22 protein-coding genes and 1 other annotated feature are annotated in these 26,893 nt (G+C 46.3%); of the genes, 6 read left to right on the top strand and 16 right to left on the bottom strand.

Translation table 11 applies throughout. The features are described from left to right. Nucleotides 1-33: 33 nt before the first annotated feature. Both AC50YO_RS06975 and AC50YO_RS06970 read right to left on the bottom strand, forming a co-directional pair. A complete protein-coding gene (locus AC50YO_RS06975) occupies nt 34-765 on the bottom strand; it encodes a hypothetical protein (RefSeq protein ID WP_494844955.1) in 732 nt (243 codons plus the stop codon). A gap of 96 nt (nt 766-861) precedes the next feature. Further along, on the bottom strand, nt 862-2,835 hold the full coding sequence (locus AC50YO_RS06970) for a sensor domain-containing diguanylate cyclase (protein ID WP_494844950.1): 1,974 nt from the start codon (nt 2,833-2,835) through the stop codon (nt 862-864). Nucleotides 2,836-3,155: 320 nt separating this feature from the next. On the opposite strand from AC50YO_RS06970, the gene rpsD reads away from it, so the two are divergent. Then, the gene (gene rpsD / locus AC50YO_RS06965) at nt 3,156-3,755 is read left to right on the top strand and encodes a 30S ribosomal protein S4 (protein WP_494844947.1); all 600 of its coding nucleotides are present in this window, start codon (nt 3,156-3,158) and stop codon (nt 3,753-3,755) included. Nucleotides 3,756-4,793: 1,038 nt separating this feature from the next. Here the strand turns inward: rpsD and floT are convergent. The 3 genes from floT to tyrS form a co-directional block, all read right to left on the bottom strand. Then, nucleotides 4,794-6,329 carry a flotillin lipid rafts scaffold protein FloT gene (floT, locus tag AC50YO_RS06960; protein ID WP_494844945.1) on the bottom strand — a complete coding sequence of 512 codons (1,536 nt, stop codon included), beginning with the start codon at nt 6,327-6,329 and terminating at the stop codon, nt 4,794-4,796. Between the two features lie 33 nt (nt 6,330-6,362). After that, a complete protein-coding gene (locus AC50YO_RS06955; protein WP_494844943.1) occupies nt 6,363-6,890 on the bottom strand; it encodes an NfeD family membrane protein in 528 nt (175 codons plus the stop codon). Nucleotides 6,891-7,015: 125 nt separating this feature from the next. After that, nucleotides 7,016-8,269 carry a tyrosine--tRNA ligase gene (gene tyrS, locus AC50YO_RS06950; RefSeq protein WP_494845310.1) on the bottom strand — a complete coding sequence of 418 codons (1,254 nt, stop codon included), beginning with the start codon at nt 8,267-8,269 and terminating at the stop codon, nt 7,016-7,018. A 59-nt stretch (nt 8,270-8,328) separates the two neighbouring features. Next, nucleotides 8,329-8,587, bottom strand: a binding site (T-box leader). Between the two features lie 122 nt (nt 8,588-8,709). Between tyrS and AC50YO_RS06945 the strand changes: the two genes are divergently transcribed. Continuing rightward, nucleotides 8,710-11,808, top strand: coding sequence for a transglycosylase domain-containing protein (locus AC50YO_RS06945; RefSeq protein WP_494844940.1), 3,099 nt, complete (start codon nt 8,710-8,712; stop codon nt 11,806-11,808). A gap of 73 nt (nt 11,809-11,881) precedes the next feature. Here AC50YO_RS06945 and acsA read toward each other — a convergent pair whose 3' ends face one another. After that, nucleotides 11,882-13,606: an acetate--CoA ligase gene (gene acsA / locus AC50YO_RS06940; RefSeq protein ID WP_494844935.1), complete on the bottom strand. Its 1,725-nt coding sequence runs from the start codon at nt 13,604-13,606 to the stop codon at nt 11,882-11,884. 239 nt (nt 13,607-13,845) lie between these two features. Here acsA and AC50YO_RS06935 point away from each other — a divergent pair, with 239 nt between their 5' ends. Together AC50YO_RS06935 and AC50YO_RS06930 are read left to right on the top strand one after the other, a co-directional pair. Next, nucleotides 13,846-14,481, top strand: a complete 636-nt coding sequence (locus AC50YO_RS06935; RefSeq protein ID WP_494844931.1) for a GNAT family N-acetyltransferase — start codon at nt 13,846-13,848, stop codon at nt 14,479-14,481. A 47-nt stretch (nt 14,482-14,528) separates the two neighbouring features. After that, complete coding sequence (locus AC50YO_RS06930) at nt 14,529-15,710, top strand: acetoin utilization protein AcuC (protein WP_494844927.1); 1,182 nt, start codon at nt 14,529-14,531, stop codon at nt 15,708-15,710. A gap of 146 nt (nt 15,711-15,856) precedes the next feature. Here AC50YO_RS06930 and AC50YO_RS06925 read toward each other — a convergent pair whose 3' ends face one another. The 4 genes from AC50YO_RS06925 to AC50YO_RS06910 all read right to left on the bottom strand — a co-directional run bounded on the left by AC50YO_RS06925 (nt 15,857) and on the right by AC50YO_RS06910 (nt 18,935). Continuing rightward, a complete protein-coding gene (locus AC50YO_RS06925) occupies nt 15,857-16,555 on the bottom strand; it encodes a 5'-methylthioadenosine/adenosylhomocysteine nucleosidase (RefSeq protein ID WP_494844923.1) in 699 nt (232 codons plus the stop codon). A 5-nt stretch (nt 16,556-16,560) separates the two neighbouring features. After that, entirely contained in the window at nt 16,561-17,565 is a 1,005-nt protein-coding gene (gene ccpA, locus AC50YO_RS06920; protein ID WP_494845308.1) for a catabolite control protein A, read from the bottom strand. 403 nt (nt 17,566-17,968) lie between these two features. After that, nucleotides 17,969-18,382: a hypothetical protein gene (locus AC50YO_RS06915; RefSeq protein ID WP_494844919.1), complete on the bottom strand. Its 414-nt coding sequence runs from the start codon at nt 18,380-18,382 to the stop codon at nt 17,969-17,971. A 127-nt stretch (nt 18,383-18,509) separates the two neighbouring features. Continuing rightward, a complete protein-coding gene (locus tag AC50YO_RS06910; protein WP_494844917.1) occupies nt 18,510-18,935 on the bottom strand; it encodes a VanZ family protein in 426 nt (141 codons plus the stop codon). Nucleotides 18,936-18,985: 50 nt separating this feature from the next. Between AC50YO_RS06910 and AC50YO_RS06905 the strand changes: the two genes are divergently transcribed. Beyond that, nucleotides 18,986-19,513 carry a type 1 glutamine amidotransferase domain-containing protein gene (locus tag AC50YO_RS06905; RefSeq protein ID WP_494844914.1) on the top strand — a complete coding sequence of 176 codons (528 nt, stop codon included), beginning with the start codon at nt 18,986-18,988 and terminating at the stop codon, nt 19,511-19,513. Between the two features lie 21 nt (nt 19,514-19,534). On the opposite strand, the gene ptsP is transcribed toward AC50YO_RS06905, so the two are convergent. The 6 genes from ptsP to AC50YO_RS06875 all read right to left on the bottom strand — a co-directional run bounded on the left by ptsP (nt 19,535) and on the right by AC50YO_RS06875 (nt 26,390). Beyond that, the gene (ptsP, locus tag AC50YO_RS06900; protein WP_494844910.1) at nt 19,535-21,277 is read right to left on the bottom strand and encodes a phosphoenolpyruvate--protein phosphotransferase; all 1,743 of its coding nucleotides are present in this window, start codon (nt 21,275-21,277) and stop codon (nt 19,535-19,537) included. Beyond that, nucleotides 21,274-23,160 carry a glucose PTS transporter subunit IIA gene (locus tag AC50YO_RS06895; protein ID WP_494844907.1) on the bottom strand — a complete coding sequence of 629 codons (1,887 nt, stop codon included), beginning with the start codon at nt 23,158-23,160 and terminating at the stop codon, nt 21,274-21,276. The genes ptsP and AC50YO_RS06895 overlap by 4 nt, the downstream gene beginning before the upstream one ends. Nucleotides 23,161-23,288: 128 nt before the next feature. Continuing rightward, nucleotides 23,289-23,909, bottom strand: coding sequence for a hypothetical protein (locus AC50YO_RS06890; RefSeq protein ID WP_494844904.1), 621 nt, complete (start codon nt 23,907-23,909; stop codon nt 23,289-23,291). Between the two features lie 123 nt (nt 23,910-24,032). Beyond that, nucleotides 24,033-24,467, bottom strand: a complete 435-nt coding sequence (locus tag AC50YO_RS06885; protein ID WP_494844901.1) for a CoA-binding protein — start codon at nt 24,465-24,467, stop codon at nt 24,033-24,035. A 39-nt stretch (nt 24,468-24,506) separates the two neighbouring features. Beyond that, on the bottom strand, nt 24,507-25,799 hold the full coding sequence (gene aroA, locus AC50YO_RS06880; RefSeq protein ID WP_494844897.1) for a 3-phosphoshikimate 1-carboxyvinyltransferase: 1,293 nt from the start codon (nt 25,797-25,799) through the stop codon (nt 24,507-24,509). 72 nt (nt 25,800-25,871) lie between these two features. Next, complete coding sequence (locus tag AC50YO_RS06875; RefSeq protein WP_494844894.1) at nt 25,872-26,390, bottom strand: shikimate kinase; 519 nt, start codon at nt 26,388-26,390, stop codon at nt 25,872-25,874. A gap of 175 nt (nt 26,391-26,565) precedes the next feature. Here AC50YO_RS06875 and AC50YO_RS06870 point away from each other — a divergent pair, with 175 nt between their 5' ends. Beyond that, on the top strand, nt 26,566-26,889 hold the full coding sequence (locus tag AC50YO_RS06870; protein WP_494844890.1) for a hypothetical protein: 324 nt from the start codon (nt 26,566-26,568) through the stop codon (nt 26,887-26,889). The last annotated feature ends 4 nt before the right edge of the window (nt 26,890-26,893 follow it).

Raw genomic sequence — 26,893 nt, 5'->3', positions numbered from 1 at the left:
ATTTAACTGTATTATAGTATCATGTTTGAATCGCTATTGCACCGTAGTTGTTGCTGCCCCATTGAAAGAATCGAACGATACGTCAGTCCGTCGTTTCTCTTCTTTTGACTGATTATCTATTTTATACAAAAAAGTCGTCCGCTCGTTGAGTTTGAGAGGAACAAGACTTCCTCGATCTACAACCAGCTCATACTGAGATTGTACTTGGAGCGTTTCTAGCATAGCTGACAGCTGCTCCCTCGACTTATTGAGCTCCTGCATCCATTCCTGCTTGTAAGGGCCTTCACGAAGCGGTGTGCTGGCCGACAAGCGTTCAAGCTCCTCAGATAGCTGTTGCTTCCATAGCTCGCCTGCAGCAGCGTCGTCAACGTCTACAAGCAGCCTCACAATAGCAAGATCATCCTCTTTCAATGCAGCAAAGCTTACCTGTTTATTTGCTTTCTTGATATGCCCCAGCATATTGGCAGGGCTCCACTCTGACTGATTGCCTGACTTAGTTTGCGTAGCAAGCAATTCATGATCAACTACTTTCCCTTGAAAGTCCATTGGCTTGAACGTTAAGCCTTCAGCGGTTGAAACGGTCGTTTGTCCAGAAAAAGCATACTGATCTGTCGAGGCTAGACCCGCAATTGATAAGGATAGCCATTCCTCCGGCGTGCGGCTTCGATTGCCGCATCCCCCTATTAGCAGCGCTAAACAAGAGAGGATCACTATTGTGGTTGCTGAGTATCTGGACATAAGAATTCCCTCCGAATCATTAGACATGTAACACTATCCTCCCTGATTCTGCCCTTCCTTATTCTTAAGTGGACAGAAAAAAAAGGAGGAGCATCTATGTGCCCCTCCCGGTCGTTCTTTATTTCAACCTACGCAAATACCATTCCTTCCATTATTCTTCACTTCATACATCGCCATATCGGCCCGATAGAATAACGATTCTACACTAATCTTCTCATCCTCGAACAGCCATTCCGATACTCCGCAAGATACTGTAACAACGGGATCCGTCTCGGCTTCCACCTGGGCTCGAATACGTTCAGCTATTCGATAAGCCTGCTCCGCTCTGATGCCTGGCAAGTATACTGCGAGCTCTTCTCCGCCCCATCGTGCTGCGATGTCACCTTGCCTAATACAGTTTCTTATAATATTGCTTACTTGGACCAAAATCCGGTCGCCTACCTGATGTCCGAAAGTATCGTTCACTCGCTTGAAATGATCAATATCTACAAGAATCAGCGCTCCGAGTGGATCTTTGCGCTGGCGATTCTGAATCTGCTCATTCAAGTAGTGGCGCGCATAGAGACTGGTCAAATTATCCGTTATGACCATTCTCCGAACCTCGGCATGCAAGGAAGCATTCGTAATGGCTAGCCCGATATGTGTAGACATTACCTGAAGCAGCTTGTAGTTATCATAAGAAAAGAAATTAGCAGTTTTATGGGTAACCATAATAACACCGACAACTTCTGTATCCACAAGAATAGGAGCAGCAATAAGCGATCTTGAGCTTGTATTATCCATGAGCTTGGAAGTAACGACTCTTCCATGCCAATAATCCGAAATAATTAATGGCTCCTTCGAACGATAAACCATGCCGCAAAAACCGTACTCCGGAGAAAACTGCTCGCTTGATAAGGTCGGTATATTGCTCGACATGACCATGAACTGATTCTTTTCCTTGTTTAATTGCAGTACACAGCAATAATCGGCATCAAATATATTCAGAAGCTCCATCGTAACGAACTGAAAAATCTCTTTCAGCTTCAGCGATTGATTCAGCCTCTTGGTCAGTTCATTAATGAGCCTTAGTTCATCAATTAACAGATTAGACTGCTCGTACAGCTTGGCATTCTCAAAAGCTGATCCTGCCGTATCCGCCAGCAGGAGAAAGGCCGGCATATCCGCTGCATCCCATCTTCCTGCGCTGATCGTCATACAGAGCACGCCGTAAGCAGCTTGCTTCCCTGTCATTGGTACGGCAAGCCTTATCGTTCCTTCACGATCCTGATCCGTAACCGGCTGCCCTTCCAAGAAAGCCTTCGCTACCAAATCATGTGCAGCATTTTTGAACACAAGGGGCTTCACCCGAGCATCGCCATTCACATGATCCTGTGACAAATATAATTGGACCTTCGAGCAAGGATAAAGCTGCTCCAAGCTGTTAAGCATCTCCGTTAGTACGGAAGCAACATCAAACTGATCATACAATCGCTTGGCAGCAGAGAACAGCTCATCCCGTCTGCTTACTTCCTTCTCCGTCTGCTGCTGATGCAGCAATAAATCCTGGATATAGATTTGCTCAAATCGACGATAAAAGCAGCTGCGGAAATGCAGTGCGCTTAACTGTATAATTAAGTCATGATCATCACTATGATCGACCCTTGTTATATAAGCGAGTATTGAAAATGGGTAGCCATCTGAGCGTTTCCGGATAGGCACCGCATTGATTAGAATCTTATTCTCAGCAGCAGCAGCTGGCTGCAACGTCTCCCTTACCGTCGCGGCTACCTGCTGAACAAGCGTTGAAGCTTCATTATAATAAGTAGACTCCGGATTATGAGCCGCCATACCGATCTTATTCAAATCCCAATCATAAAGAACAAAAAGCCCATTCTCAAACAGAGCTTGTCCATCCCACTCTGCCTGCCAGCTCTTTAAGCTGTCTAAGAGCAACGGAGCCAAGTAAGGACCATCCGCCTCGGTTATGTCTTCGTTCTTGAACCATATCGCAGGCGTATTCTCCTCCGTGTGAGCAACGGGCAAGTCAGCCTCGACTTGATGAATTTCATATTGGTCAGCCATTGGCATCACCCAGCCCTTCCATACGTGTAACAAGGAGATGAGCATAATAATATTTTCATCATACTTTATTTTTAAGAAATTTGCACTACTCAATATCCAGAATCTAGGTCTTTCGACTCTCTAAGTTATTGTTAACGCTTCTGCGGGATTATCCTTGACAATGACTACCCATTTCATATAATATTTATTGATGAATATATGGGCGTACGGTTTTGTGTCACCCTCAGAAATACGGTCACTGATAATCCAGCGGCTGAACTGTTTATCTTGCCTCGGACTTCCGAGCACGAGCGTATTCGGCGAAACACAACCCCATACTCAAAAATCCCATTAATGAAGGAGTTACACAACTCATGTCACGTTATACTGGTCCTAAATTTAAACTAAGCCGCCGTCTCGGCATTTCCCTGAGCGGAACTGGCAAAGAATTGAAACGTCCATTCCCTCCAGGTCAACACGGCCCTAACCAACGCAAAAAAATGAGCGGTTATGGCGTTCAATTGCAAGAAAAACAAAAGCTGCGCCACATGTACGGTTTGAACGAGAAGCAATTCCGCAACTTGTTCGACAGAGCAGCTAAATTGAAAGGTATCGCCGGCGAAAACTTCATGGTTCTCCTTGAAAGCCGCCTGGACAACCTTGTATACCGTCTTGGTCTTTCCAACTCCCGTGCTGGTGCACGTCAGCTGGTAGCTCACGGACACGTAACTGTAAACGGCAAAAAGGTTGACATCGCTTCTTATGCGGTTTCCCTTGGCGACGTAATCGGCCTGCGCGAGCGCAGCCGCAGCCTGAAAGCAATTAAAGAAGCTATGGAAGGTCGTCATCACCTTCCGAACTACCTGGAATTCAACGAGCAAGCAATGGAAGGTAAGTACATCCGCTTCCCTGAGCGCGCTGAGCTGTCCCAAGATATCGACGAGAAACAAATCGTCGAGTTCTACAGCCGTTAATTCTAGCTTTAAGAAGGACGTCTCCTTATGGAGCGTCCTTCTTTTTTTGCTGTCATACCTGTAATAAAGACAAGAAGGGGCAGTCCCAAAAGTCATGAAGAACTTTTGGGACTGCCCCTTCTTTTACAGATATTTTTATAGGCAGCAAGGCTTAACGCTCTTATTGCTCTTATTGCTCTTATTGCTCTTATTGCTCTTATTGCTCTTATTGCTCTTATTGCTCTTATTGCTCTTATTGCTCTTATTGCTCTTATTGCTCTTATTGCTCTTAAGACTCTAGGAGCTTTATCCCTTACGCTACCGATGGAGTATATGAGGAGTTTACCTTATTTTATGAAGCATTTTTCGTAATAACAGGCTTCATCTAGGGGCATATCGGAGATAACGCAGGCTATATTCAGTAGTCGAAAACCGACCTTATCCACTAGGGAACATAACTTCACTTTTACTCCTTTTTACCTGTCTGAGCAGTGAGATAGAGCAAATGTATTCATTAAATTATACATGACATTCCTTATCTAACTTGGGAGTTGGGATAGCCATTTCTTTTTCAGGAGACTAGTTTAGTTCGAAAGCCAGCTTCTTAATAAATAAGTGAGAGGCTTTAGGCAGATTTTCTATGCACAAGCATACTCAGCCCGATGGACTGACTTTTGTATTGGAAGCTCCTAGTGGAGCTAGACGGTATCCGAGAAGACAGCGTCAGTGAAGAAGAAATCCAGTCTCACGGTAATGGCAGAGTCTTCAGACACCACCCTCAGTATGACAACTGTATTATTATATTCAAATTGCCGTAATCCTTTTCAATTGCTCGATATACCATGTCAGAGAATCGAATTTAGATAAAAGATCAGGTGGCTTTTGCTTCCCACAATTTGCTCAAGAAGACAGAAATAGACCAAAAAAAAGAAATGGCGGTACAGGATAATTCCCCTAGCATCGCCATTTCTTTAATTTTTACCAAATTTTCATTAAGCGAGCCACCTCTTCAAGTGAGCAGACCTACTTTTAGGATAGCCCGTTCTTGTCTGAAGCGATTTATTCTTTTTCCTCAATCGCAGCGCTAGCAGCTGCCATCGCCGCAGCAAGCGACTCTGGCGTATTCACAGGAGGAATCGCCGCGGATACTCCCTTAGAGGTTAATCCTTTCATCAACGCATTAACATCAATGCCGGATACACTCTTAAGCATCTCAGGTGCGGTTGCCATCAAGGACGTTACATAATTGCTCAGGCGCGCAGCTCCTTCACCATGCCCGGTATCAACAACTGTAAGCTTATCAATTGCTCTAATCGGATCTGCAACCTTGCCTGCCAGCTCTGGCAGCATCTTAACAATAATATCGAGTACAGCGGCTTCACCGAATTTCTCGAACGCTTGGGCGAGCTTCTCTTTTGCTTCTGCCTCTGCCAAGCCGATCAAGCGAATAACCTCTGCCTCCGCCGTACCTTTTGCTCTCTCAGCATCGGCAACAGCCATACCATCAAGACGCTTCTGCTCTGCCAATGCCTTAGCTTCGGCTTCAATTCTATATTGTACCGCATCTGCCTCACGAAGCCGTTTCGTTTTATCTGCTTCCGCCGCTTGCTCTACTGCATAGCGATCAGCTTCCGCTTTTTTCTTCACTTCTGCGTCATATTGCTTCTCACGACGCAATATTTCCTTAGCTTCTAGATCAATCTCACGTTCTTTACGAACAAGCTCTACCTTCATTTGCTCCTCAACAACATTTTGCTTAGCGCGGGCCTCATGTATCGCATAGGCTTGGTCAGCTTCAGCCTTTGCCGTATCCTGATCCCTTTTAAATGAAGCGACCTTCAGTTCTCTTTCTTTCTCGGCCTCCGCTATATTCGTATCTCGGAGCAGCTCTGCTTTTTGCCCTTCTTCTTCAGCGAGCGCTTTCTTAATTCTTGAATCCCGAACCGCCTCAGCTTCAGCGATCTCAGCATCTCTCTTAACTGCGGCAATTCGCGGCTTACCGAGCGCACTCAGATAACCATGATTATCTCGCAAATCTTTAATAGTGAAGGAAACGATTTGCAGCCCCATTTTCTTCAGATCCTTGGCTGCTACACCCTGCACCTCTTGCGCAAACTTATCACGATTCCGATAGACTTCCTCCACCGTCATTGATCCAAGGATCGCACGCAGGTGACCTTCAAGCACTTCCTGCGCCTCCCCCTTCAAAGCCTCCGTCGACTTGCCCATGAATTGCTCTGCGGCTGTCGCAACATCTTCAACAATTCCGCCGATCTTGATGATCGCTACGCCATCCGCCATAACCGGTACGCCTTGCTCGGTATATACCTCTGGTGTAGAAACATCCAGCTTATGAGAGAGCAACGAAAGAAATTCTGCTTTTTGGAAAATAGGAAGAATAAAGGCGCCGCCTCCACGAACAATTTTGATTCGCCGGCCGGTATCATCAACAAGAACATTACGGCTACCAAGAAAGGAACCGGTTACGATCATCGCTTCATCTGGACTAACCGTCTTATACCGAGCCCAGAAAGCAAGACCTAGAACAACGAATACTGCAACGACAATGACAGGAATAGTAATAAATTCAGGCATCAAAAATTTCCCCTCTCTATTTGGACAATAAGGTTACAATAGTTCATCGAACTTGGATACATAAAGTGTATGGTCTTTCACTTCAATTATCACAACTCTGGAGCCAAGAGGAATTGCTTCGCCGTTAAAACTGGCTGCAATCTGATTCGTGAATCCAGCCCCAGCCTTCACCAGCACTTCACCATAGCCAGTCGACGGAATGGATACAAGCACCTCCGCAAGCTTGCCTGCCAAATCCTGTACCGAAATTGCCACTGAATTCTCGCTTTGCTCCATTGGCCGAACATACAGAAAGTACACGCCCCCTCCGCCTATTACGGCAATGAGCACGGCCAGCAGCAGGATGGCAGCAGTGCCGAACGTTGTATATTGCTCAAGTAAAAGTCCCGCACCGCCAAATACGGTTATTCCACCAACCACTGTAGTAGGCTGCAGCCAGGGTTGACCCAAATCAAACAGCCCATCCAATACTTCTCCGATCCAATCACCGAACACAATGCTTATGATTGCGTACAAGACCCCACCAATCAAGCAGCCTAAAAATATTGGTTCCAATTCCATCCCCCTATCTCCTAATCCAGATGTTAGTAGAATTGTTTATATTTATTACGCATGAATAGCCTATATGTTTCAAAAAAAAGAGAAACTTGTCGAATCATCACGATTCAGCAAGTTTCTCTTCTATATTAGCCCAATTTCACCTTTGCAAATTTCCGTTTGCCCACCTGAATGACATCACCATCTTGCGGGGTAACGCTCGCATCTGGATCAGAATGCTTCTCTTCATTAATACGAACAGCGCCTTGTTGAATGCTTCTCTTCGCTTCGCTAACGGAAGACTGAAGCCCAAGCGTCGTTAACAGCTTAACGATGCGTATTCCACCATTGTCCAATTCCGATTCAGCCAAGACAATTTCCTCAATATCTGTCGGGAGTGCACGCTGCTGGAATACAGTGATGAAATGCTGCTGTGCTGCTTGTGCAGCCTCTTCCCCATGGTACATCCGCACAAATGTTGCAGCGAGCTGCATCTTCGCATCACGAGGATGCACCGTTCCATTCTGCAAGCCATCCTTCAATGCCTCAAGCGCTTCATTGCTAATATCTGTCGCAAGCTCATAGTATTTCAGCATTAGCTCATCAGGTATCGACATCGACTTGCCATAGATTTCATTCGGCTCTTCATCTATACCGATGTAATTGCCTAAGCTTTTGCTCATTTTGTTAACGCCATCTAGTCCCTCTAGCAATGGTGTCGTAATCGCAACCTGAGAGGATTTGCCATATTCCTTTTGAAGCGGCCGCCCCATCAGCAAATTAAACTTCTGGTCCGTTCCGCCCAGCTCTACATCGGTTTCCAGTGCAACCGAGTCATAGCCTTGCATAAGCGGATAGAAAAACTCATGTATGCTAATCGGCTGACCCGTTGTGAAACGCTTCGTGAAATCATCTCTCTCCATCATTCTCGCAACGGTTACTTTAGCAGCCAGAGTGACGACATCAGCAAAGTTCAACGGTGCAAGCCAAGAAGAGTTGTAATATACTTTTGTCGCTTCAGGATCTAGAATTTTATAAATCTGCTTCTGATACGTTTCCGCATTGCGCTTCACATCTTCTTCCGTCAGTTGCTTTCTTGTCTCCGATTTACCTGTCGGATCGCCGATACGTCCGGTGAAATCTCCAATAATAAGCTGAATCTGATGCCCCAGCAATTGGAACTGACGCAGCTTATGAAGCACTACCGTATGTCCAACATGGATGTCCGGAGCAGATGGGTCTAATCCTAGCTTTACTTTGAGAGGTGTTCCTGTAGCAACCGAATTAGAGAGTTTATCCCTTAGCTCATCCTCTGGTACAATTTCTACGACACCACGACGGATGACGCTAAGCTGGCGCTCAACCTCCGCTTGCTGCTCTGACGATAATTTTTCCCACTTCACCATACAACTTTTCCTCCCTTTCGTACGTCTAAAAATAAACACAAAAAATCCTTCCAGCCCCAAGGGACGAGAAGGATTAGCTCGCGGTACCACCCTCGTTAGAGCCCGCCAAGATCATACATGCTGCGGCTCTCACTTCATTGATTGATAACGGAGATCAGGCTCCGAAGCGGACTACTGACGGCCAGTTAATGACCACGCGTTCCCCCGCTTAGCTCCGGGTGGTAATTCAACATACGACGTGCGCCGGTTCACACCATCCACCGACTCTCTGAAGACAACGATTCGCAGTTTACTAAAACCCATCAACACTAATTGATTTGTTAAAAACAATACAGCATTTATACCATAGGCATTTGAGGAAGTCAATGTTCACTGCTTCCAAAGATGATTTTTATGCTATAATAGATTTTGGTTATTTGGAGGAGGAGTTTAATCATATGCAAGAAGACCGCAAATCATCAGCCCCTCGGGGGAGCGGATGGCGCACATTCGGAATCGTATCATTAATAACTGTCAAATGGCTCGTTTACTTCGGCATCTTCATCTCATTGTTAGCCGGAGGAGCGGTTACAGGATATGTCGCCGCCTTAGTTAAAGGTGAAGAGGTACGTCCGAGAACGACAATAGAAGAAAAAGTGAATGAAAACTCCATAACAGGCTTCGTTTACTTCAATGATGACTCGCTAGTCGGGCAGCTTCGTACAGAAGAGGATCGCATTCTCATTACATACGAGGATCTCCCCCCACAAGTCATTAATGCTGTTCTAGCAATCGAAGACAACAACTTTGAGAAGCATCCGGGGATAGATATTAATGGGATCGGACGAGCTGTCAAGCAAAAGCTGCTGAATGAAGATACGCAGACCGGCGGCAGCACGCTGACCCAGCAACTAGCTAGGCGCGTCTTTTTAAGTCTTGATAAAACCGATAGTCGAAAAGTAAAAGAAATTTTCCTTTCTCTTCGAATGGAGCGTTATCTGACTAAGAATGAAATACTGGCAGCCTATCTGAATAAAGTGCCATTCGGCAATGGCTCAAGCGGCTATAATCTATTCGGAATCAAGGCAGCCGCCAAAGGCGTATTCGGCGTTACTGATCTGAAGCAGTTGAATATCGCACAATCTGCTTATCTTGCCGGATTGCCGCAGCGTCCTTCTGCCTACACCGCCTTTACAGGAAAGGGCCAGTTTGACGAAGAAGGCTTTACCTTGGCGATGGAACGTCAGAGCACTGTGCTTAAGCGCATGCTGGAGACAGGCCGTATTAACAAGCAGGAATATGACGAGGCCAAAGCCTTCGATGTACGTAAAACATTAGCTGCGCCAATTCAAAAAGCTTACACAACCTATCCTTATTTAATGCTTGAATCAGAGCGTCAAGCCGCCGAGATTCTGCTTATGCAGCAGGATCCTAAGCTGACCAAAGCCGATTTGCGCAAAAAAGAAAATGCTCCGTTGATTGAGCAGGCTCGAGAACAGCTGCTGCGCGGAGGCTATCATATCTATACGACGATTGACAAAGACGTCTACAAAATCATGAGGGATATCGGCTCTAACGAGAAAAATTTCTCTCCATTAAGCAAAGAAAAAGGGCTTGAGCAGACGGCTGCTGTCATGATTGACCATAAGACGGGAGCCATTGTAAGCATGCTTGAGGGCCGTGACTTCTATGAGGAGCAAATGAATTTTGCAACTCAAATGACACGCCAGCCAGGTTCAACAATGAAGACGATCGCAGCTTACTTACCCGCAATTGACAAAGGGCTCATTCAGCCTGCCAGCATCGTCGATGATGCGCCAATGGTGCTGAAGGATGGCCAGAAGGGTTTCCATATTCCTAAGAACTCTACCAATAGGTACAGAGGGCTTGTGACGGCTCGTGAAGCTTTGAACCGTTCCTTGAACTTGCCGGCACTCAAAATTTTTCTAGAGGACGTCAAAATCGGTAATGCGTGGGAGTTTGTTCGAGAGCTTGGCATTACGACGCTTCAACCAGAGGATGACGGTGCCCAGACAGGTGTTATTGGAGGTCTCAGCATCGGAACATCGGTTGAAGAGCTAACGAATGCATATGGTGCTATACCGAATAAAGGGGTCTTTAATGATGCCTATATGATTGCGCGAATTACGGATGCCAATGGCAAAACCGTATATGAGCATAAAAAGGAGCCTAAGCAGGTCTTCTCGGAGCAGACGGCCTTCTTGACTACCGATATGCTGCGTACCGTTATTTCTAGCGGCAGCGGTACAGCTCATGCTCTGACATCGCAATTCAAAAACTATAATAAAATTCCTATAGCCGGAAAAACCGGGTCCACGCAAAGCTATGGTGACGTTTGGTTCATGGGCTTCACACCAGACATTACGCTTGGTGTATGGGCAGGCTATGAGAAGCAGATTCATACGTTGTCTAATGACGGCAAGAAAAGAGCCCGCTCGATATGGGCGATCATGATGAATGAAATTACAGAAGCGAAGCCAGAGTTGTTCCAAACGAAAGAATTTAAGCGCCCTGATGGGCTTGTGAAGGCAACCGTCTCCACCGCCAGCGGCAAGCTCCCTAGCCAGTTGACCAAAGAGGCTGGCATGCTTGTTACCGATTGGTTCAACAAGAAATATTTGCCTAAGCAAACCGATGATGCTCTGCTCAAAATGGCGTATATTCCGTTCAAGGGCGTTAATTACGTACCTAATCCAGCAACACCTAAAGATATGGTCCGTGAGCAGATTGTAATTAAGCGTAAAAAACCGCTCGATGTATTAATCGACGAGATTACTACAGCGCAATCGAAGCTGCCATCTAGCAGCAGACGACCAATATCCTATTATTTGCCTGCTGATGCAGACAAGGATGCGCCTTCCAAAACAGATCCGCGCGTCGATAACGGCAGCATTCCAGCAGCACCTAGCGGCGTGAAAATTCAGTCGATTGGTAACGGAGTCATTCTGCTCAGCTTCACAGGCACCAACGAGCCGGATATTGTTGGTTATCGGGTATACCAATCTGTTCAATCCGGAGCTTATACGAAGATCGGTGAATCTATACTCGTCGGCAACGAATATAAGATGAAAATAACGGTATCTGGCAATAAAGGGTACAGTTATTATGTAACCGCCGTTGACGTAGTAGGCAAGGAGTCGGCACAAAGCCAGGTCGTACAGTTCGGCAACCTGCCTATAATCCCACCAGTGCTTCCAGGAGGACCTAATGAGATTCCTAGCGTCCCTGGCAATGGCGGGGGAACAGACATCACGAATCCTGAGATCACTCCGCCTACCCTGCCTTCTTCACCCAGCGGTTTGACTGTCAGTAAAACAGACCTGAGCGTTACGTTATCATGGAAAGGCAATCCCGCCTCCGAAACGGTTATTGCCTACCATGTTTATCTAAGTACAAATGATGGACAGTTCGTCGAAATAGGTACAACAGCCGAGACGAGCTTTGAATATCCATCGCCTCTAACTGCTGGTACCTTCTATGTTATTGCAGAGAATGCTGCCGGTAATTCCGTGCCTTCACAACAAGTGAAGGCCTAGCATTACCATAATAAAAAGCCCCGAGTTAACCGCAATCAATCACGCGGTTAGCTCGGGGCTTTTTTAATAAATTCTAGTCTTCAATTGTGGACAAATCACCTGTTGGGAGATTCAATTCCCAAGCCTTCAATACACGACGCATAATTTTACCGCTGCGTGTCTTAGGAAGCTTATCCTTAAATTCAATCTCACGAGGCGCTGCATGAGCAGACAAGCCAATCTTAACGAACTGGGCAATTTCTTGCTTCAATTCATCAGAAGCGGTATAGCCTTCACGCAATGCAATAAAGGCCTTAATAATTTCTCCGCGCATTGGGTCCGGCTTGCCGATAACACCTGCCTCTGCTACAGCAGGATGCTCTACCAGCTTGCTCTCAACCTCGAATGGACCTACACGCTCTCCAGCCGTGTTAATCACATCATCCACCCGGCCTTGGAACCAGAAGTATCCGTCCTCATCCATATAGGCGGAATCACCCGATACGTACCAGCCCTCAAAACCGAAATACTCGGCATACTTGGAAGGGTTATTCCAAATTTTGCGCATCATGGACGGCCAAGGGGTCTGAATAGCCAAATTACCCATACGGTAAGGCGGCACTACATTTCCTTGATCATCAATAATTGCAGCCTTAACGCCTGGCAGCGGCTTGCCCATAGAGCCTGGCTTGATATCCATGGATGGATAGTTGCAAATCAGCTGTGCGCCCGTCTCGGTCATCCACCATGTATCATGAATACGCTGGTTGTAGACCTTCATCCCCCATCTTACAACTTCAGGGTTGAGCGGCTCACCTACGCTAAGTACATGGCGCAGGCTGGACAAGTCAAACTGGGATACAACATCATCTCCGGCACCCATAAGCATCCGGAATGCAGTAGGAGCACTATACCATACGGTTACGCCATACTTCTGAATCGTGCTATACCATTCATTCGGACTGAAACGGCCGCCTCTAATTACATTCGACACGCCATTCAGCCATGGAGCGAATATACCATAGGATGTACCTGTTACCCAGCCTGGATCGGCTGTACACCAATAAATGTCGTCCTCTTTTAGATCGAGCACGATCTTACCTGTATAATATTGCTGCACCATAGCATTCTGAACATGGAATACGCCCTTAGGCTTTCCTGTTGAACCTGACGTATAATGTAGAACAAGTCCATCTTCACGGTCCAGCCACTCAATTTCCGCTTCATCAGAAACCTGACTCATCTCCGTTGCATAATCGGCAACGACATCATCCGTTTCCACTTCATCGCCAAACACAAAAATATGTTTGAGGTTAGGCAATTCATCGCGTTTGATTCGTTTGAACAAAGCGGGAGTCGTTACGATTGCTGTAGCATCGCTGTCTAGCAATCTATCCTTAACCGCTGTCTCCATGAACGCTTCAAATAATGGGCCTACTACTGCCCCTACCTTCAAAGCGCCTAGAATACTGAAATACAACTCTGGCGTACGAGGCATGAATATAAATACTCTTTCCCCTTTGTTAACGCCAAATTTGCGTAATACATTAGCAAACCGGTTGGACTGTTTGCTGAGCTGCTCAAAGGTGTAAGATTCATCGCGTGTATTATCGCTGTAATATAACGCAATCTTGGATCCTTTGCCAGACTCTACATGACGGTCAATTGCTTCATAAGCCATATTTACTTTGCCTGTGTCGTACCAGCTGAATTGGCGCTCAATCTCTTCCCATTTGAATTGATCGACTGCCTCTTCATAGTTGGATAGGTTAGAGCCTACCGCCGTTGCTGGAATTCGTTCTTGATGTAAGTTGATCATACTATCACGCTCCCATCAAATCTGTTAAACTTTACTAGAATACGCTTTCATTGATTAGATAAATTCATCTCATGATGAGACTAATCATAAAGGTTTCTATAGATTGCTCAACCGCCAACAACAATTATAACATAACACCTTTCTATTCGACTACGCTTTTCATTTGATCAAATGTTTGTTATAACCATTATTAGACGTATTTTATAGCAGTTACCGCTATTCCGAGAGGGGAGTATGGCTTGGAACATCGAAAGAGGTATCAAAAAGAGACACTTGCTCTTCAAGACAACCGTGAAATCATCATTGAAGGCCCGCTATGCCCTGGCGAATTATCGAAGCTCGTTATGCACCCAGACTTAGATGCTTTCCGCAGACCAGCCGATCAGCATGAAGCGCTTGTAGAAATTGCCGGCCTAGAGGAAGGACGAATTATTGTCGCACGAGAAGGCGAATTAATTGCCGGATACGTAACCTTTCACTATCCTGACGAAATGGAGCTTTGGTCACAGGCCAAAATGATAGATCTTATTGAGCTCGGCGCAATAGAGGTTGCTGATCAGTATCGCTCCTATGGACTAGGGAAGAAAATGGTTCAGCTCGCTTTTGCAGAGGACCAGTTTGAGAATATGATCGTGTATACAACCGAGTACTATTGGCATTGGGATTTGGAAGGAACGAAGCTTAATGTGTGGGAATATCGGAACATGATGGAGAAGTTGATGCAATCCGTGGGGATGGTCTGGTTCGCAACGGATGATCCAGAGATTTGCTCTCATCCAGCCAATTGCCTAATGGTTCGTATTGGCAAAGAAGTGCCTTTGGATTCCGTCCAACACTTTGATCACGTTAGATTTCGTCAACGATTCATGTATTAGCATAGGATAAACGTATTATTACAGGCCCAAGGAGGGATACGAAGGCTATGTCGTCAAATGCTGTATTCATTCAACATACGGATTCGGCCCGTTATAACTTCGGAGAGGACCACCCTTTCAACCCGATCCGGATAGCCTTAGCAACTGATCTACTAAAGACTGCGGGAGCATTGCAGGATGATCAAATCAGAACAACCGCACGACAAGTGAATGACGATCTGCTAGCGCAGGTGCATCGTTCCGATTATTTGCAGGCTGTTCAGTTATTAAGCAAGGACGAGCCCGCTATTGCTGATATCGATGAAGCTGAACGCTTCGGCCTGAATACCGAAGATACACCAATCTTCCCAGGCATGCATGAAGCGACAGCTGCGATTGTTGCAGGCTCCGTTGAAGCAGCAGATCTTGTAATGAGCGGACAAGCGCTTCATGTCTATCATATGTCTGGAGGACTCCATCACGCTTTCCCAGATAGAGGGTCCGGTTTTTGTATCTACAATGATGCTGCCGTTGCTATCAAGCATTTGCGGAATGAATACGGGGCACGCGTGCTTTACATTGATACCGACGTCCATCATGGAGATGGCGTACAATGGATTTTTTATACGGACCCGGACGTATGCACCTACTCTATCCACGAGACAGGGAAATTTCTATTCCCCGGAACAGGCTATGTCCATGAGAGAGGCAATGATGCAGGCTTTGGCACCTGCTTCAATATCCCGCTTGAGCCTTATACGGAGGATGATTCATGGATCGAATGCTTCCGTGAATCTATCACCAAGGTGACCGCTGCCTTCAAACCGGATATCATTATTAGTCAGCATGGCTGTGATGCTCATGCTTATGACCCTCTCTCCCATATTCATTGCTCTATGCGCATCTATAATGAAATGCCAGCGATTATTCATGAGCTCGCTCATACTTACACCGAAGGAAGATGGATTGCCCTTGGCGGAGGCGGCTATGAGATATGGCGAGTCGTACCGCGTGCCTGGGCACTTGTATGGCTAATCATGTCTGATCATCCTCTGGCAGAAGCCCTAGCGGAGCCAGGCGGCAATGTGCGCCTTCCCCAGCCTTGGTTGGACAAATGGTCGCCTCTTAGTCCTGAAGGGCTTCCTGAGTGGTGGCTGGACGACACAGCATGCATTCCTATCATACCAAGGCGTGCAGAGATTGAGAGCAAGAATCGTACAATAAGAGAAATAGCTGTGCAAGATTTGTAGTCTTGCTTCAATAAGAGCAGGCTATGCTGTCTTTTGATGGCAAAGCCTATTCTTGTATGCAGAACGAGTACTACATAATAAACCTCGAATGAAAAAAACCGTCTATTAGCTTGTATACTACGGCTAATAGACGGTCTATTTTTTTACTATATATTTGCAAGAATATCGTCAATGATAAGATAGGAATTATTGGAGGCTTGGACGGTAAATTCAGCAAAGTTCACATGAGCCGAGCCATCAGCCTTATCCGACATAGAGCGAATCACGACAAATGGAACTTCGTTCATATCGCATACCTGAGCGACCGAGGCTCCTTCCATCTCTGCACATGCGCCCTGCATCGTTTCGTACAAATCATTTACCGCTTCTCTGCTTGCTATGAATTGATCGCCGGACAATACTTTGCCCTTCAGGCTGCGACCGGCAAATAATCGTTCACTAGCGTTGGAGGCCAGCTCAACCAACTGCTCGTTTGCTGCGAATTCCGAACGCTCATGGAATGGAATAACGCCTCTAGCGAACCCAAGCGGCGAGCAATCCATATCATGCTGCACGCAGCTTGTGGACACTACGATATCTCCAATGTTCAGCTGCGGATCAACCGCTCCGGCAACGCCAGTAAACAATACGCAATCTGCTCCAAGATCAAGCATAATTTGTGTGCAAACCGCAGCATTGACCTTGCCTACACCAGACTTGCAATAAATAACCGATTTGCCATGGAAGGTACCTTCATAGTAAGTAATGCCCGCCTTCGTAATTGTACCCTCTACCTGCACATGCTTATGGAGCAATTCTATCTCTTCAACCATAGCACCAATAATACCAATTTTACTAAAGCTCATTATTGTTACAGACCTCCAACCGATTGTCTTATTACTAGCTCATGAGGCAATATGACTTTTGAAAGCTCGACGTTCTCTTTCTTCATCAGCTTAGTCAACAGACGCATGGAGACTGCACCAATATCATACATTGGCTGTGCAACAGCGGTAAGCTGCGGCCTAACCATAGAAGCCATCCTGCTGTTATCCACACTAATTATCGAGATATGGTCTGGAACCTTCAGCCCCGCATCCTGAATGCTGTGAATAGCGCCGATAGCCATCTCATCCGTTGCTGAGAACACGGCAGTCGGACGTTCAGGCAGTTCGATGAAATACTTCATCGCCTCTGCACCTGATTCATACCGGTAGTTGCCAATACGGACAAGAGAATCATCATAGGCAATTCCCGCTTCCTCCAGTGCTCGCTTATAGCCTTGGAATCGAGCATAGCCGTTCGCCGGATCTTGAAGTGTCCCACTGATCATTGCAATTCGTGTATGGCCTTGCTCGATAAGCTTCTGAACCGCATCATAGGCTGCATCCTCATGGTTGATGTCAACAGAAGGAATTTCCCCATTCTCATCCGTCGTTGCGCACAGCACGATCGGAACATTCGCCGTCTTAAAGGCTTGCATATGCTCTTCCGTCACAGCACCGCCCATAAACAACAGACCGTCCACTTGCTTCTCTAGCAATGTGTTAATGACACGAATTTCTTTTTCTTTCTTTTTATCTGCATTGCATAGAATAATATTATAATGATACATATTCGCAATATCTTCGATACCGCGTGCTACCTCAGCAAAAATAGCATTCGAAATATCGGGAATAACAACCCCGACTGTCGTTGTTTTCTTGCTTGCCAAGCCTCTTGCTACCGCATTCGGACGATACCCGAGCCGTTCAATGGCCTCGTACACTTTCTTCCTGGTTGCCGGCTTCACATTAGGGTTGTTGTTAACTACCCTCGAAACCGTCGCCATCGAAACTCCTGCTTCTCTTGCTACATCATAAATGGTTACCGTCACGATGCTTCTCTCCATTATCTCAAATTTTTCTCTTTCGCTCGCCACATATTATCGTAATCATAGCACAAGTGAGATTGCAACGCAAAGAAAAAGACGGCAAAAACCTTGTGGCGGCAAGCTTTCATTTGATTTTCAATAAACTGTGAGTAACTATGAAAAAGATCGTTCGGTATGAATAATACGGAACAAAATAGGCTATAAGAGTAGAAAATTACTCGCTTGCAGGCTCTTTAATCGAACTATATCCCCGCGCTCGCTGCGGCATAAAACAATAAAGATCGAAGCCCACTGGACGATATGATCCAATGGTCTTCGATCTTTTCTTCTTTTTGCATACGTATAGATATCGCTACGGCGAAGCGACTCCCCTAGCCTTGTCAGTTGCATTGAAATATGCTTGAGTCTATGTATGCATGATTCGTCGGCTAATCTGAGAAAGCCTTTTTTGAATATCTGCAATCCATTCCTGATCATTCAATGTCTGCGCCAATAAATAAAGATCGAGCAGCCCGTTGACACGCTCTTGCAGCAATTGTTCGACGGCTAATCTGTCAGGCAGCTTGCGCTCCTTGTTAGCCTCTACCAACAAATCCGCATATTCATTGCACTCATTGAACAAAAAGGTTTGCTTGGACGGCTCGGCACCAAGCTTTGCTATAAGTCCAGTTAAATCTGGTTTTACTTCAGGAAATACTTCGCTGCGGTTGCATACCGAACATGAGAATATCGGAACATTATCAATTTCTACTTTGCCAGAATAGATAACGGTACGCAATTTCATCTTCATGATGTCACCGCAATGACACCTCTTCTGCAAAATGGCCCACTCCTTCACGCAGCAGCATAATGCCGCTTATCATCCGTTCCTTCTCTTGCTATTAGGATGCGTAAATTATTCGACCTTTTTTGCAAAAAATCCTGCTTTTTACTCTATGTAATTTTTACTATGGGGCTATCTTCCGCCATACACGTCGTACAGCAGGGATAGAGACCAGAACCACCCAGACTAACGCCCCAATCATATCATTGCGAATGTCCATCAAGTCAGGCATCCTGCCTCCAACAAAGGACTGATGGTATTCATCAGTTACACCGTACAGCCCGCATAATAGAACAATAGCTACTTTCCACTTGAAGCGATCAGCCTTGCCGCCTATCCCGTAATCCAGTGCAGCCGCCAGTATGAAATAGGATACGAAATGTCCCCAGTCGAAGCTGGTCATGAACGGAAACCACTGCTGAAAAAACGGCAGCAATGTATTCACATCATCACCTGTCTGTGAGGATAAGGAATAAATGACAGCCATCCATACAATTGCGGGAATGAACCTCAGCAATCTACGGCTGTTTTTCGGGTTTGTTTGCTTCATTAGGTCTCCTTGGTTACAATGTAAAGGAATAAGGTTATGGAGGGGAATACATGACATTACATAATAAAACCGTCATCTGTCTGCTTGACGATGAATTTGAAGATTTGGAGCTATGGTATCCTGTTTACCGGGTTCGTGAAGCAGGTGCAACTGTTCTCTATGCAGGACCAGAGAAAGGCAAGCAGCACATCGGGAAATATGGCGTACCGGCAACGGCCGACCTGTCTTTTGATGAAGTAAACAGCGCCGATATCGCTGGCTTGCTTGTTCCAGGCGGCTGGGCACCAGACAAGCTTCGCCGTTATCCCAAAGTGCTGGAGCTTGTCCAAGAGCTTGACGCAGCAGGCAAGCCAATCGGACAAATCTGCCATGCAGGCTGGGTCCTAATTTCTGCGAAAATTTTGCAAGGGCGCAAAGTAACCTCCACTCCCGGTATCCGTGATGATATGGAGAACGCGGGAGCAGAATGGTTCGACGAAGCTGTTGTCGTAGATGGGAATCTGATCTCTGCCCGACGTCCGCCAGACTTGCCGCCTTATGCAAAAGCATTCGTAGACGCATTAGAGCAGCAGGCTTAATGAGCACCATCAGCTCCCATCCTAAGAGGATGCTGATGCTGAATCGACCAACTGCATGAATTGCTGGAGCTTCTCGTGGATGTCGACACTTGTACGACATTCCAGCAGCTCAGGCAGTAAGGAGCGGCTGTCATCTTGCCTTGTGCAGAGCAGCCGCTCTTTTACTTGCAGAATCGAATGGGAAGACATGCTCAGCTCATCAACATCAAGGCTTAGCCAGATCGGCAGCGCCCTTATATCTCCGGCTACCTCTCCGCACACGCCTACCTTAATACCATGTCGCTTGGCTGCCTCAACAGTCAGCTTAATCATCCGAAGAACGGCTGGATGAAAAGGCTCATAGAGATAAGAGATCGCATCGTTCATTCGATCCACAGCCAAGGTGAATTGGACAAGATCATTCGTCCCTATACTGAAGAAGTCCACCTCTTGCGCCAATAATTCAGCAATCATGACGGCTCCCGGAACCTCGATCATAATCCCAACCTTCATGCCTTTGTCAAAGGGCAATCCCTCTTGCTCCAGCTCTTGCTTCGCTTCGTACAGCACCGTATTAGCCGCACGAACCTCTTCAACTGAGGAAATAAGCGGATACATGAGCTTAACTTGACCATAATGGCTGGCACGAAGTATTGCTCTAAGCTGTGTTTTGAACAGATCTCTTCTATCCAGAGAAATACGGATCGCCCGATAACCTAGGAAGGGATTATCCTCTTCAATAATATTGAAATAATCGAGCTGCTTATCTCCGCCGATATCCAGTGTACGAATGATTAACGGCTCTCCCGCTAATTTCTCAGCGACACTCCGATAGACTTCGAACTGCTCTTCCTCCCTTGGAAAACGATTGCGGTCCATATACAGAAACTCTGTCCGAAATAAACCTACTCCATGCGCTCCGCTCGATAGAGCTACCTCCAGTTCTTTATAAGAACTAATATTGGCAGCGAGCTGCAGCTTCTTCCCATCTGGTGTCAGCGGCTTATGGCCAGCGATGCTTTTGAGCCTCTTCTGTGCTTCTGTCTGATTCTTCTGAATAACCGAATAGCGATCAATGAGCGCTTGATCCGGTTCGATATAGAGAGAGCCGTCACTTCCATCAATAATTAGCGTCTGCCCTGTCTGAATCGGCTCCTCCAGCTTTGTCTCCAAGCCGACAACCAGAGGCACACCAAGAGCACGTGCCATAATTGAGGAATGTGAAGTCTTGCTTCCTGCCAGCGTTACGATGCCCAGAACATTTTGCGGATTAATATGGGCAAGCTGAGAAGGCGACAGCTCCTTCGCAATCAATATGAACGGAAGCGTATCTGAAGGCAATGTAATTTCTGGCGCACCTAATAAATGCTTAAGCAGACGATTGCCCACGTCTTTTATGTCCAAGGCCCGTTCTTTCATATATTCATCATCGAGCAAGTCGAACATCGTGACGAAGTGGTCAATGGCTTCCTTGACCGCTACTTCCGCCGCTTTGTACTGCCTTTGAATAATGCCTTGGATCTCATTCATGAATACCGGATCATCCAATATAGCAAGATGCGCATCAAAAATTTGAGTTTCTGCCGGACCTACTACTTCTCTAAGCTCATCCTTAATCTGCTCAATCTCGAATTTGGAGGTACGGATTCCTTCATACACGCGTTCAAATTCACGGGCAAAATCAGCAACATCGATACGTTGTTCCGGGAGCTCCCACTCCCAGGTAGGCAGAACGAACGATTTGCCAATTGCAATACCCGCTGATGCTCCAATACCTTGTATCATGACCTTTCCCCTCCACCATTTCTCTCTTTCAGTACAACCGACATCACTGAGGACTGTCCTTTTTTAACCGCTTTGAACGGAGCGAATCGCCAGGAATGAACGAGGTCTGAATTGGTGATCACCATTGGGGTGGCCAAAGACTTGCCCTCCTTGCGGATGCCTTGAAGATCAAACCTTACTAGCAGCATGCCTGGGATAACTTCATCGCCCTCTTTAACAACGGCTTTGAAATACGCTTTATCACCCAAGCTGGATGTATCAATACCGATATGCAGGAGCACCTCCAGCCCCTCTGGCGTTCGAATGCCTAATGCGTGCATAGTCGGATAAATATGAATAACCTTGCCTTTGACCGGAGAGACAAGCTCTCCCTTATCCGGTATAAAAGCAACCCCTTCGCCTACCAATTTACCGGCGAATATCGGATCAGGCACTTCATCAAGTGAAATCATGCGGCCCTGCATTGGAGAGCTGAACAATACTTGCTGCTGATCACGTTGAATGGACTTGATCATCTCACCGCGAATCAATTCCGAATAAGTACCGAATACAACCTGTACATTACCGCCGCCAAGTCGAATCACCCCTGCTGCTCCCAAGTTTCTTAGGGCATTGATATCAAGCAGCTTTTCATTCGATACCTTGAGCCTCAGTCTAGTAATACAGGACTCCATCTGCAGAATATTGTCCTTCCCGCCGATGGCCTGCAGAATAAGCGGTGCACGGTAAGGGATATCACCTGCCCAATCATCCAGCTGTGAGCCTTCCTCACGGCCAGGGGTTGGAATTCTAAAGCGATTGATCGCCCAGCGGAACAATACATAATAAATGATACCTACGACTATGCCAATTGGAATCAGAAGCCAGCCCCGTGTCGCCAAATGCTCATTAATAATGAAGTCAATAGCGCCTCCCGAGAAGGAAAAGCCATGTCGAATGCCTAGCTCATAGGTCACCCACATAATGACGCCAGACAACAAAGCATGAACAACGAATAAATAAGGAGCCACGAATAGAAAAGCAAATTCCACTGGCTCTGTCACACCGGTCAAAAAGGAGGCCAGCGCAGCATACATAAAGGTTTTTTTAATCTTCGGCTTAAGGTCTTCCCTTGCCTCGTGAATGATTGCAAAGGCAATAGCCGGCAGCGCGAACATCATCGTCGGGTACATACCTGCCATGAATACGCCAGCCGTTGGATCTCCTGCGAAGAATCGCGGCAAATCACCATACACGGTTAAGCCATCAGCTGTCTCATAGCCGCCGATCTGAAACCAGAATACATGACTAACTAGATGATGCAGCCCAAAGACAACCAATATCCGATGGACGAACCCATAAAGAAATACGCCAAAGCCGCCGCCGGAAGCAACAACATCCCCAAGCTCAACCAACATCTGTTGAATGTGAGGGGCTATGCCAATCATCCCGATGGAGAAAAGTACAGAGACAAAGCTAACAAATAAAGGAACGAATCTCGGACCGCCGAAAAATTGAATATACTCCGGCAATCGCAAATTTTTAAATCGCTCATAGCTGAATCCCGAAATAATTCCCATTAACGAGCCTATAAAAACAGTCGGTTCAATATGCGGGCTTGCACTGCCCGTAATTCCCGTATAGATAACCATTCCTGCCATAGCCGCCATACCAGCTGCCATCGCATTGCCCGTTAAGCCAAGTGAAATGCCAAGTGCAAATATGTAAGGCAAATAAGTAAATATCGCTTCACTAGCTGCCAATAAATAACCCGATATGGCAGGCAGTCCTATATAATCCCATGGAAGTTTGCTTAAAAATAGAAATACGGCTGCTCCCGGAAGCACGATCATAGGCAGCATAAAGGCTCTGCCGAGCTGCTGCAGACTTCCCAAAAAATTCAATCTCACACCTCCTGACGCTGTAATCCTCTATTGAATGGTAAGGGTTAGACCTTGTTTTGTCAAAGTAAAAGACGGGCCTCGCGGCCCGCCAGTGTTGATTATTCTTCATGAATGGTTGCTAAGCTAGCTTAGCGGTTGTTTCCTGAGTTATTGCCATTGTGGTTAGCATCATAGCCGACCTGCCAGCCCAGCTGAGAAATGACCGGTCCCGATTGCGCATAAGCATTCGTCGCCTGATAGACAGGGTGCTGGCTTTGGGTCTGGGATTGCGCATTATTGCTATAATATCCGCCTTGACCCTGCAATGCATTCGAATATTGATTCGTATAAGCCTGATTGTAATTCGAATGTTGTTGCTGATCTGGACCTGCTTGATAACCAAGACGAGCAATTACTGGTCCAACATTGCCGAAATTAGAGGCAGATTGATGCTCTGCCGAATAACTATGGACCGGTTGATGCTGCTGGTATTGTCCATAGTGCTGGGGAGCACTGTAATTCGTGTAATTCGACTGATATCCTTGTGAACCATAGCCTTGTTGTTGGCTTGATGGCTGATATCCTACAGAGTGGGATGCGATAGGTTGGTTTTGACCAAAGCTAGGTTGGCTTAATTGCCCCTGATAATGGGATTGCACATATCCGTGAGGCTGATAAGCGTTTCCTTGGTTTTGATTGTAGCCTTGGCCTTGTGCTTGATAACCTTGCTGTCCTTGATTAAATCCCTGCTGCTGTGAATATTGGTTCACGTCATGCCCTCCTAGGCGAATCTTAAGAAAGTCTTATTAGGCTGAACCTGATTGATTGAACAATCGCAGTTCATCCTCGTAAGCTTTTCTTATTGTGGTAGGAAAAGGCGGTTTTTATTAATGTTAGGATTTGGATTTTCCTTGAGGCAGCAGAATCGAATCCTCTACCTTGATGCAGCGATCCATAATAACCTGCAATCCGCCTTCTTCTGCAATACGAGCAGCTTCCTCGTTAGCGATGCCAAGCTGCAGCCATAACGTCTTCGCCTTGATTGCAACAGCATCTGCTGCTACAGGAGGCGTATGCTCTCTGCGCCGGAAAACATTGACGATGTCGACTTTATCCGGAATATCCTGCAAAGTCGGATAGCATGTCTCGCCCAAGATGCGATCTGCATTGGGATTAACCGGTATGATCCGATATCCCTTGGCTTGCATAGCATTAGACACCATATAAGACGTACGATCCGGCTTATCAGACAAACCAACTACGGCAATGGTTAAGCTATCCTGCAAAATCTGCTTGATTTCTTCACGGGATGGATTCTCAAATACCATTCTTTATCCCTCGCCTTCTTCATATGGATGATGAGATTATTATTCTACCCAATCGACGTTTGCTCCCAGTGCTTTGAGATGGTCGAAATAAATGGGATAAGATTTGGCTACATGATGGGCATCACGAATCCGAATCGGCTCTTTGGAACGAAGGCCTACAATAGTTAATGCCATAATCACACGGTGATCGTAATGAGCATTAATTTCCACGCCGCCTTCTACGCCTTCCGGTCTTCCATGTACAATGATCTCGCTTTGTCTTTCTTCCACATTCGCTCCTGCTTTGCGAAGCTCGTTCAAGTAATCCGTAATCCGGTCGCATTCCTTGTATCTTAAGTTCTCCACGTTGTAGAAACGCGAAGTTCCTTCAGCGAACACAGCAGCCGCAACCATAGCGAGCACAGCATCAGTAGCTTGATCGCCGTCGAATTCAACAGCCTTAAGCTTGCCGTTCCCTTTCACATGAACGATGCCGTTCTCATGAGTAAGAGGAGTCTCCATCATTTGAAGCACATCGACGACAGCTCGCTCACCCTGCTTGCTCTTCTCTTCCAAGCGATGCACGATAACATCAGACTGTGTAACTGCTGCTGCTGCAAGAATAGCCGCTGAGCCTGGATAGTCGCCCTGCACGATGTACGTTTTGGCCTCATAGCTTTGACGGCCTGCAATGCGATAATGCATCAAATCTTCACTCGCTTGAATGACAATGCCCGCTTGCTCCAGCACTTCCAGCGTCTGACCCACTACAACCTTGGATTTCAAGTCATGCAGCACTTCGATTTCGCTATCTTCTTCAAGCAGCGGTGTCAGGAACAACAAAGCACTTAAAAACTGTGAGCTGACATTTCCAGAAACCTGGATTTTGCCGCCCTTAAGCTTGCCGCCTTGAATGCGGATCGGAAGCTTGCCCTCATTATGCTCAATAGATACGCCAAGCTGACCCAGAGAATCAATCAAATCGCTATGCGGACGCTTGCCTAGGGAATCGGGATAACGGTTAATAAACGTAACATCCGGGCATAGCGATGCAATAGCCATAAGAAACCGAAGCACAGCACCAGCATTGCCAACATCAAGCTGCTCTACTGGTTTTGGATTGCGCCCAAAGCCAGTAATGACAATTTTCTCTTCATCTTCTTCTACTGTTGCTCCCAAATCACGAATACAGCGGCGCATAGCATCACTGTCTTCACTATGTGCCGGATAATAGATTGTGCTAGTTCCTTCCGCTAGAGCCGCGACCAGTAAATAACGAGTCGTATAGTTTTTGGAGGAAAGGGCTTGAATTTCCCCTTTTAGATTCGGGGTTGGTTTTACAATAACGTCCATGCTGCAGTTCTCCTTATTATGGTCATATAGTTTTTAAACTTAAAAGGAATGAATCAAACGTATTATCACTTGCTATCGGCTATGTAATTGTTCGATAATAATGGAAGATGCCTCGTCAATTGTAAGGGTCGTCGTATCGAGCACAAGATGTGCGAAATCATACGCATGCTTGCGCTGCTCCATAATTCGATGAACATTGCCAGTCAGGTCGCCTTGCAATAAAGGACGGGAGGTGTCCGATTCCACTCTAGCAATAATTTGCTGTGCATCTGCCTTCAGCCCAACGACGAAGCTCTTCTCCAGCATCAGAGCCCGGTTGGAATCCTTGAGCACTGCACCGCCGCCAGTGGCGATAACAGCTTGCCCTTCATCTGTCAGCAGCTTGCTGATGACACGGCTCTCTATCTCGCGAAATCCGGATTCTCCAAGAGATTCAAACAAGCTTGCAATAGATTGGCCTTCAGTCTGTTCAATGACCTCATCCGAATCATATCGCAGCCAACCAAGCTGTTCTGCCAGCAATTTGCTTACTGATGACTTGCCTGCCCCCATAAAGCCTACTAATACGATTTTGTTCGTTTGAAGTTTCAATGCACAACGCTCCTACTTTGATGATGTTCCTAGCTTACCTAGGATGACTTCGATAGGCTTTTCTTACACTTTTACACAACATCATATCATTATTTACATCCAATAGGGTATAAAAAAGTTGTATATGCCGTATGGTTGATAATACGCTGAATCGATGAATAGGAGTGAAGATGGCATGACCAATAATCGTGATTTGCCTGCTCCCCACCCAACACATATCCGTATTAGCCGCATACTCAATCCTGATCATCCCTTATGCCGGGAAGATGTTGTATGGATGCTGGAGTATATTAAAAAAAAGGTGGCTGACGAAGACCCTGCCTTACTAGGTCTATCGCAGCCACGCTTATTGAAGAACTTTCATTGCTTTGCCGAAGTAGCCATGTCGCTCATTCATCGAGGACATTGTTCAGATCAAGAGGCTAACCGTCTGCGAAGCTTGCTTGTTGAAGCTGCATATGGACTGGCTGAGGCTGATCCGAACAACCCTCGAAAATAACAGC

The sequence above is a fragment of the Paenibacillus sp. J22P59 genome (assembly GCF_059383895.1).
This window is presented reverse-complemented; position numbering and strand designations above follow the sequence as displayed.

Coding starts and splice junctions, on each gene's coding strand:
- AC50YO_RS06975 (WP_494844955.1), bottom strand. CDS start 765: ATGTCTAATGATTCGGAGGGAATTCTTATGTCCAGATACTCAGCAACC.
- rpsD (WP_494844947.1), top strand. CDS start 3,156: ATGTCACGTTATACTGGTCCTAAATTTAAACTAAGCCGCCGTCTCGGC.
- floT (WP_494844945.1), bottom strand. CDS start 6,329: ATGCCTGAATTTATTACTATTCCTGTCATTGTCGTTGCAGTATTCGTT.
- AC50YO_RS06955 (WP_494844943.1), bottom strand. CDS start 6,890: ATGGAATTGGAACCAATATTTTTAGGCTGCTTGATTGGTGGGGTCTTG.
- AC50YO_RS06945 (WP_494844940.1), top strand. CDS start 8,710: ATGCAAGAAGACCGCAAATCATCAGCCCCTCGGGGGAGCGGATGGCGC.
- acsA (WP_494844935.1), bottom strand. CDS start 13,606: ATGATCAACTTACATCAAGAACGAATTCCAGCAACGGCGGTAGGCTCT.
- AC50YO_RS06930 (WP_494844927.1), top strand. CDS start 14,529: ATGTCGTCAAATGCTGTATTCATTCAACATACGGATTCGGCCCGTTAT.
- AC50YO_RS06925 (WP_494844923.1), bottom strand. CDS start 16,555: ATGAGCTTTAGTAAAATTGGTATTATTGGTGCTATGGTTGAAGAGATA.
- AC50YO_RS06910 (WP_494844917.1), bottom strand. CDS start 18,935: ATGAAGCAAACAAACCCGAAAAACAGCCGTAGATTGCTGAGGTTCATT.
- AC50YO_RS06905 (WP_494844914.1), top strand. CDS start 18,986: ATGACATTACATAATAAAACCGTCATCTGTCTGCTTGACGATGAATTT.
- ptsP (WP_494844910.1), bottom strand. CDS start 21,277: ATGATACAAGGTATTGGAGCATCAGCGGGTATTGCAATTGGCAAATCG.
- AC50YO_RS06885 (WP_494844901.1), bottom strand. CDS start 24,467: ATGGTATTTGAGAATCCATCCCGTGAAGAAATCAAGCAGATTTTGCAG.
- aroA (WP_494844897.1), bottom strand. CDS start 25,799: ATGGACGTTATTGTAAAACCAACCCCGAATCTAAAAGGGGAAATTCAA.
- AC50YO_RS06870 (WP_494844890.1), top strand. CDS start 26,566: ATGACCAATAATCGTGATTTGCCTGCTCCCCACCCAACACATATCCGT.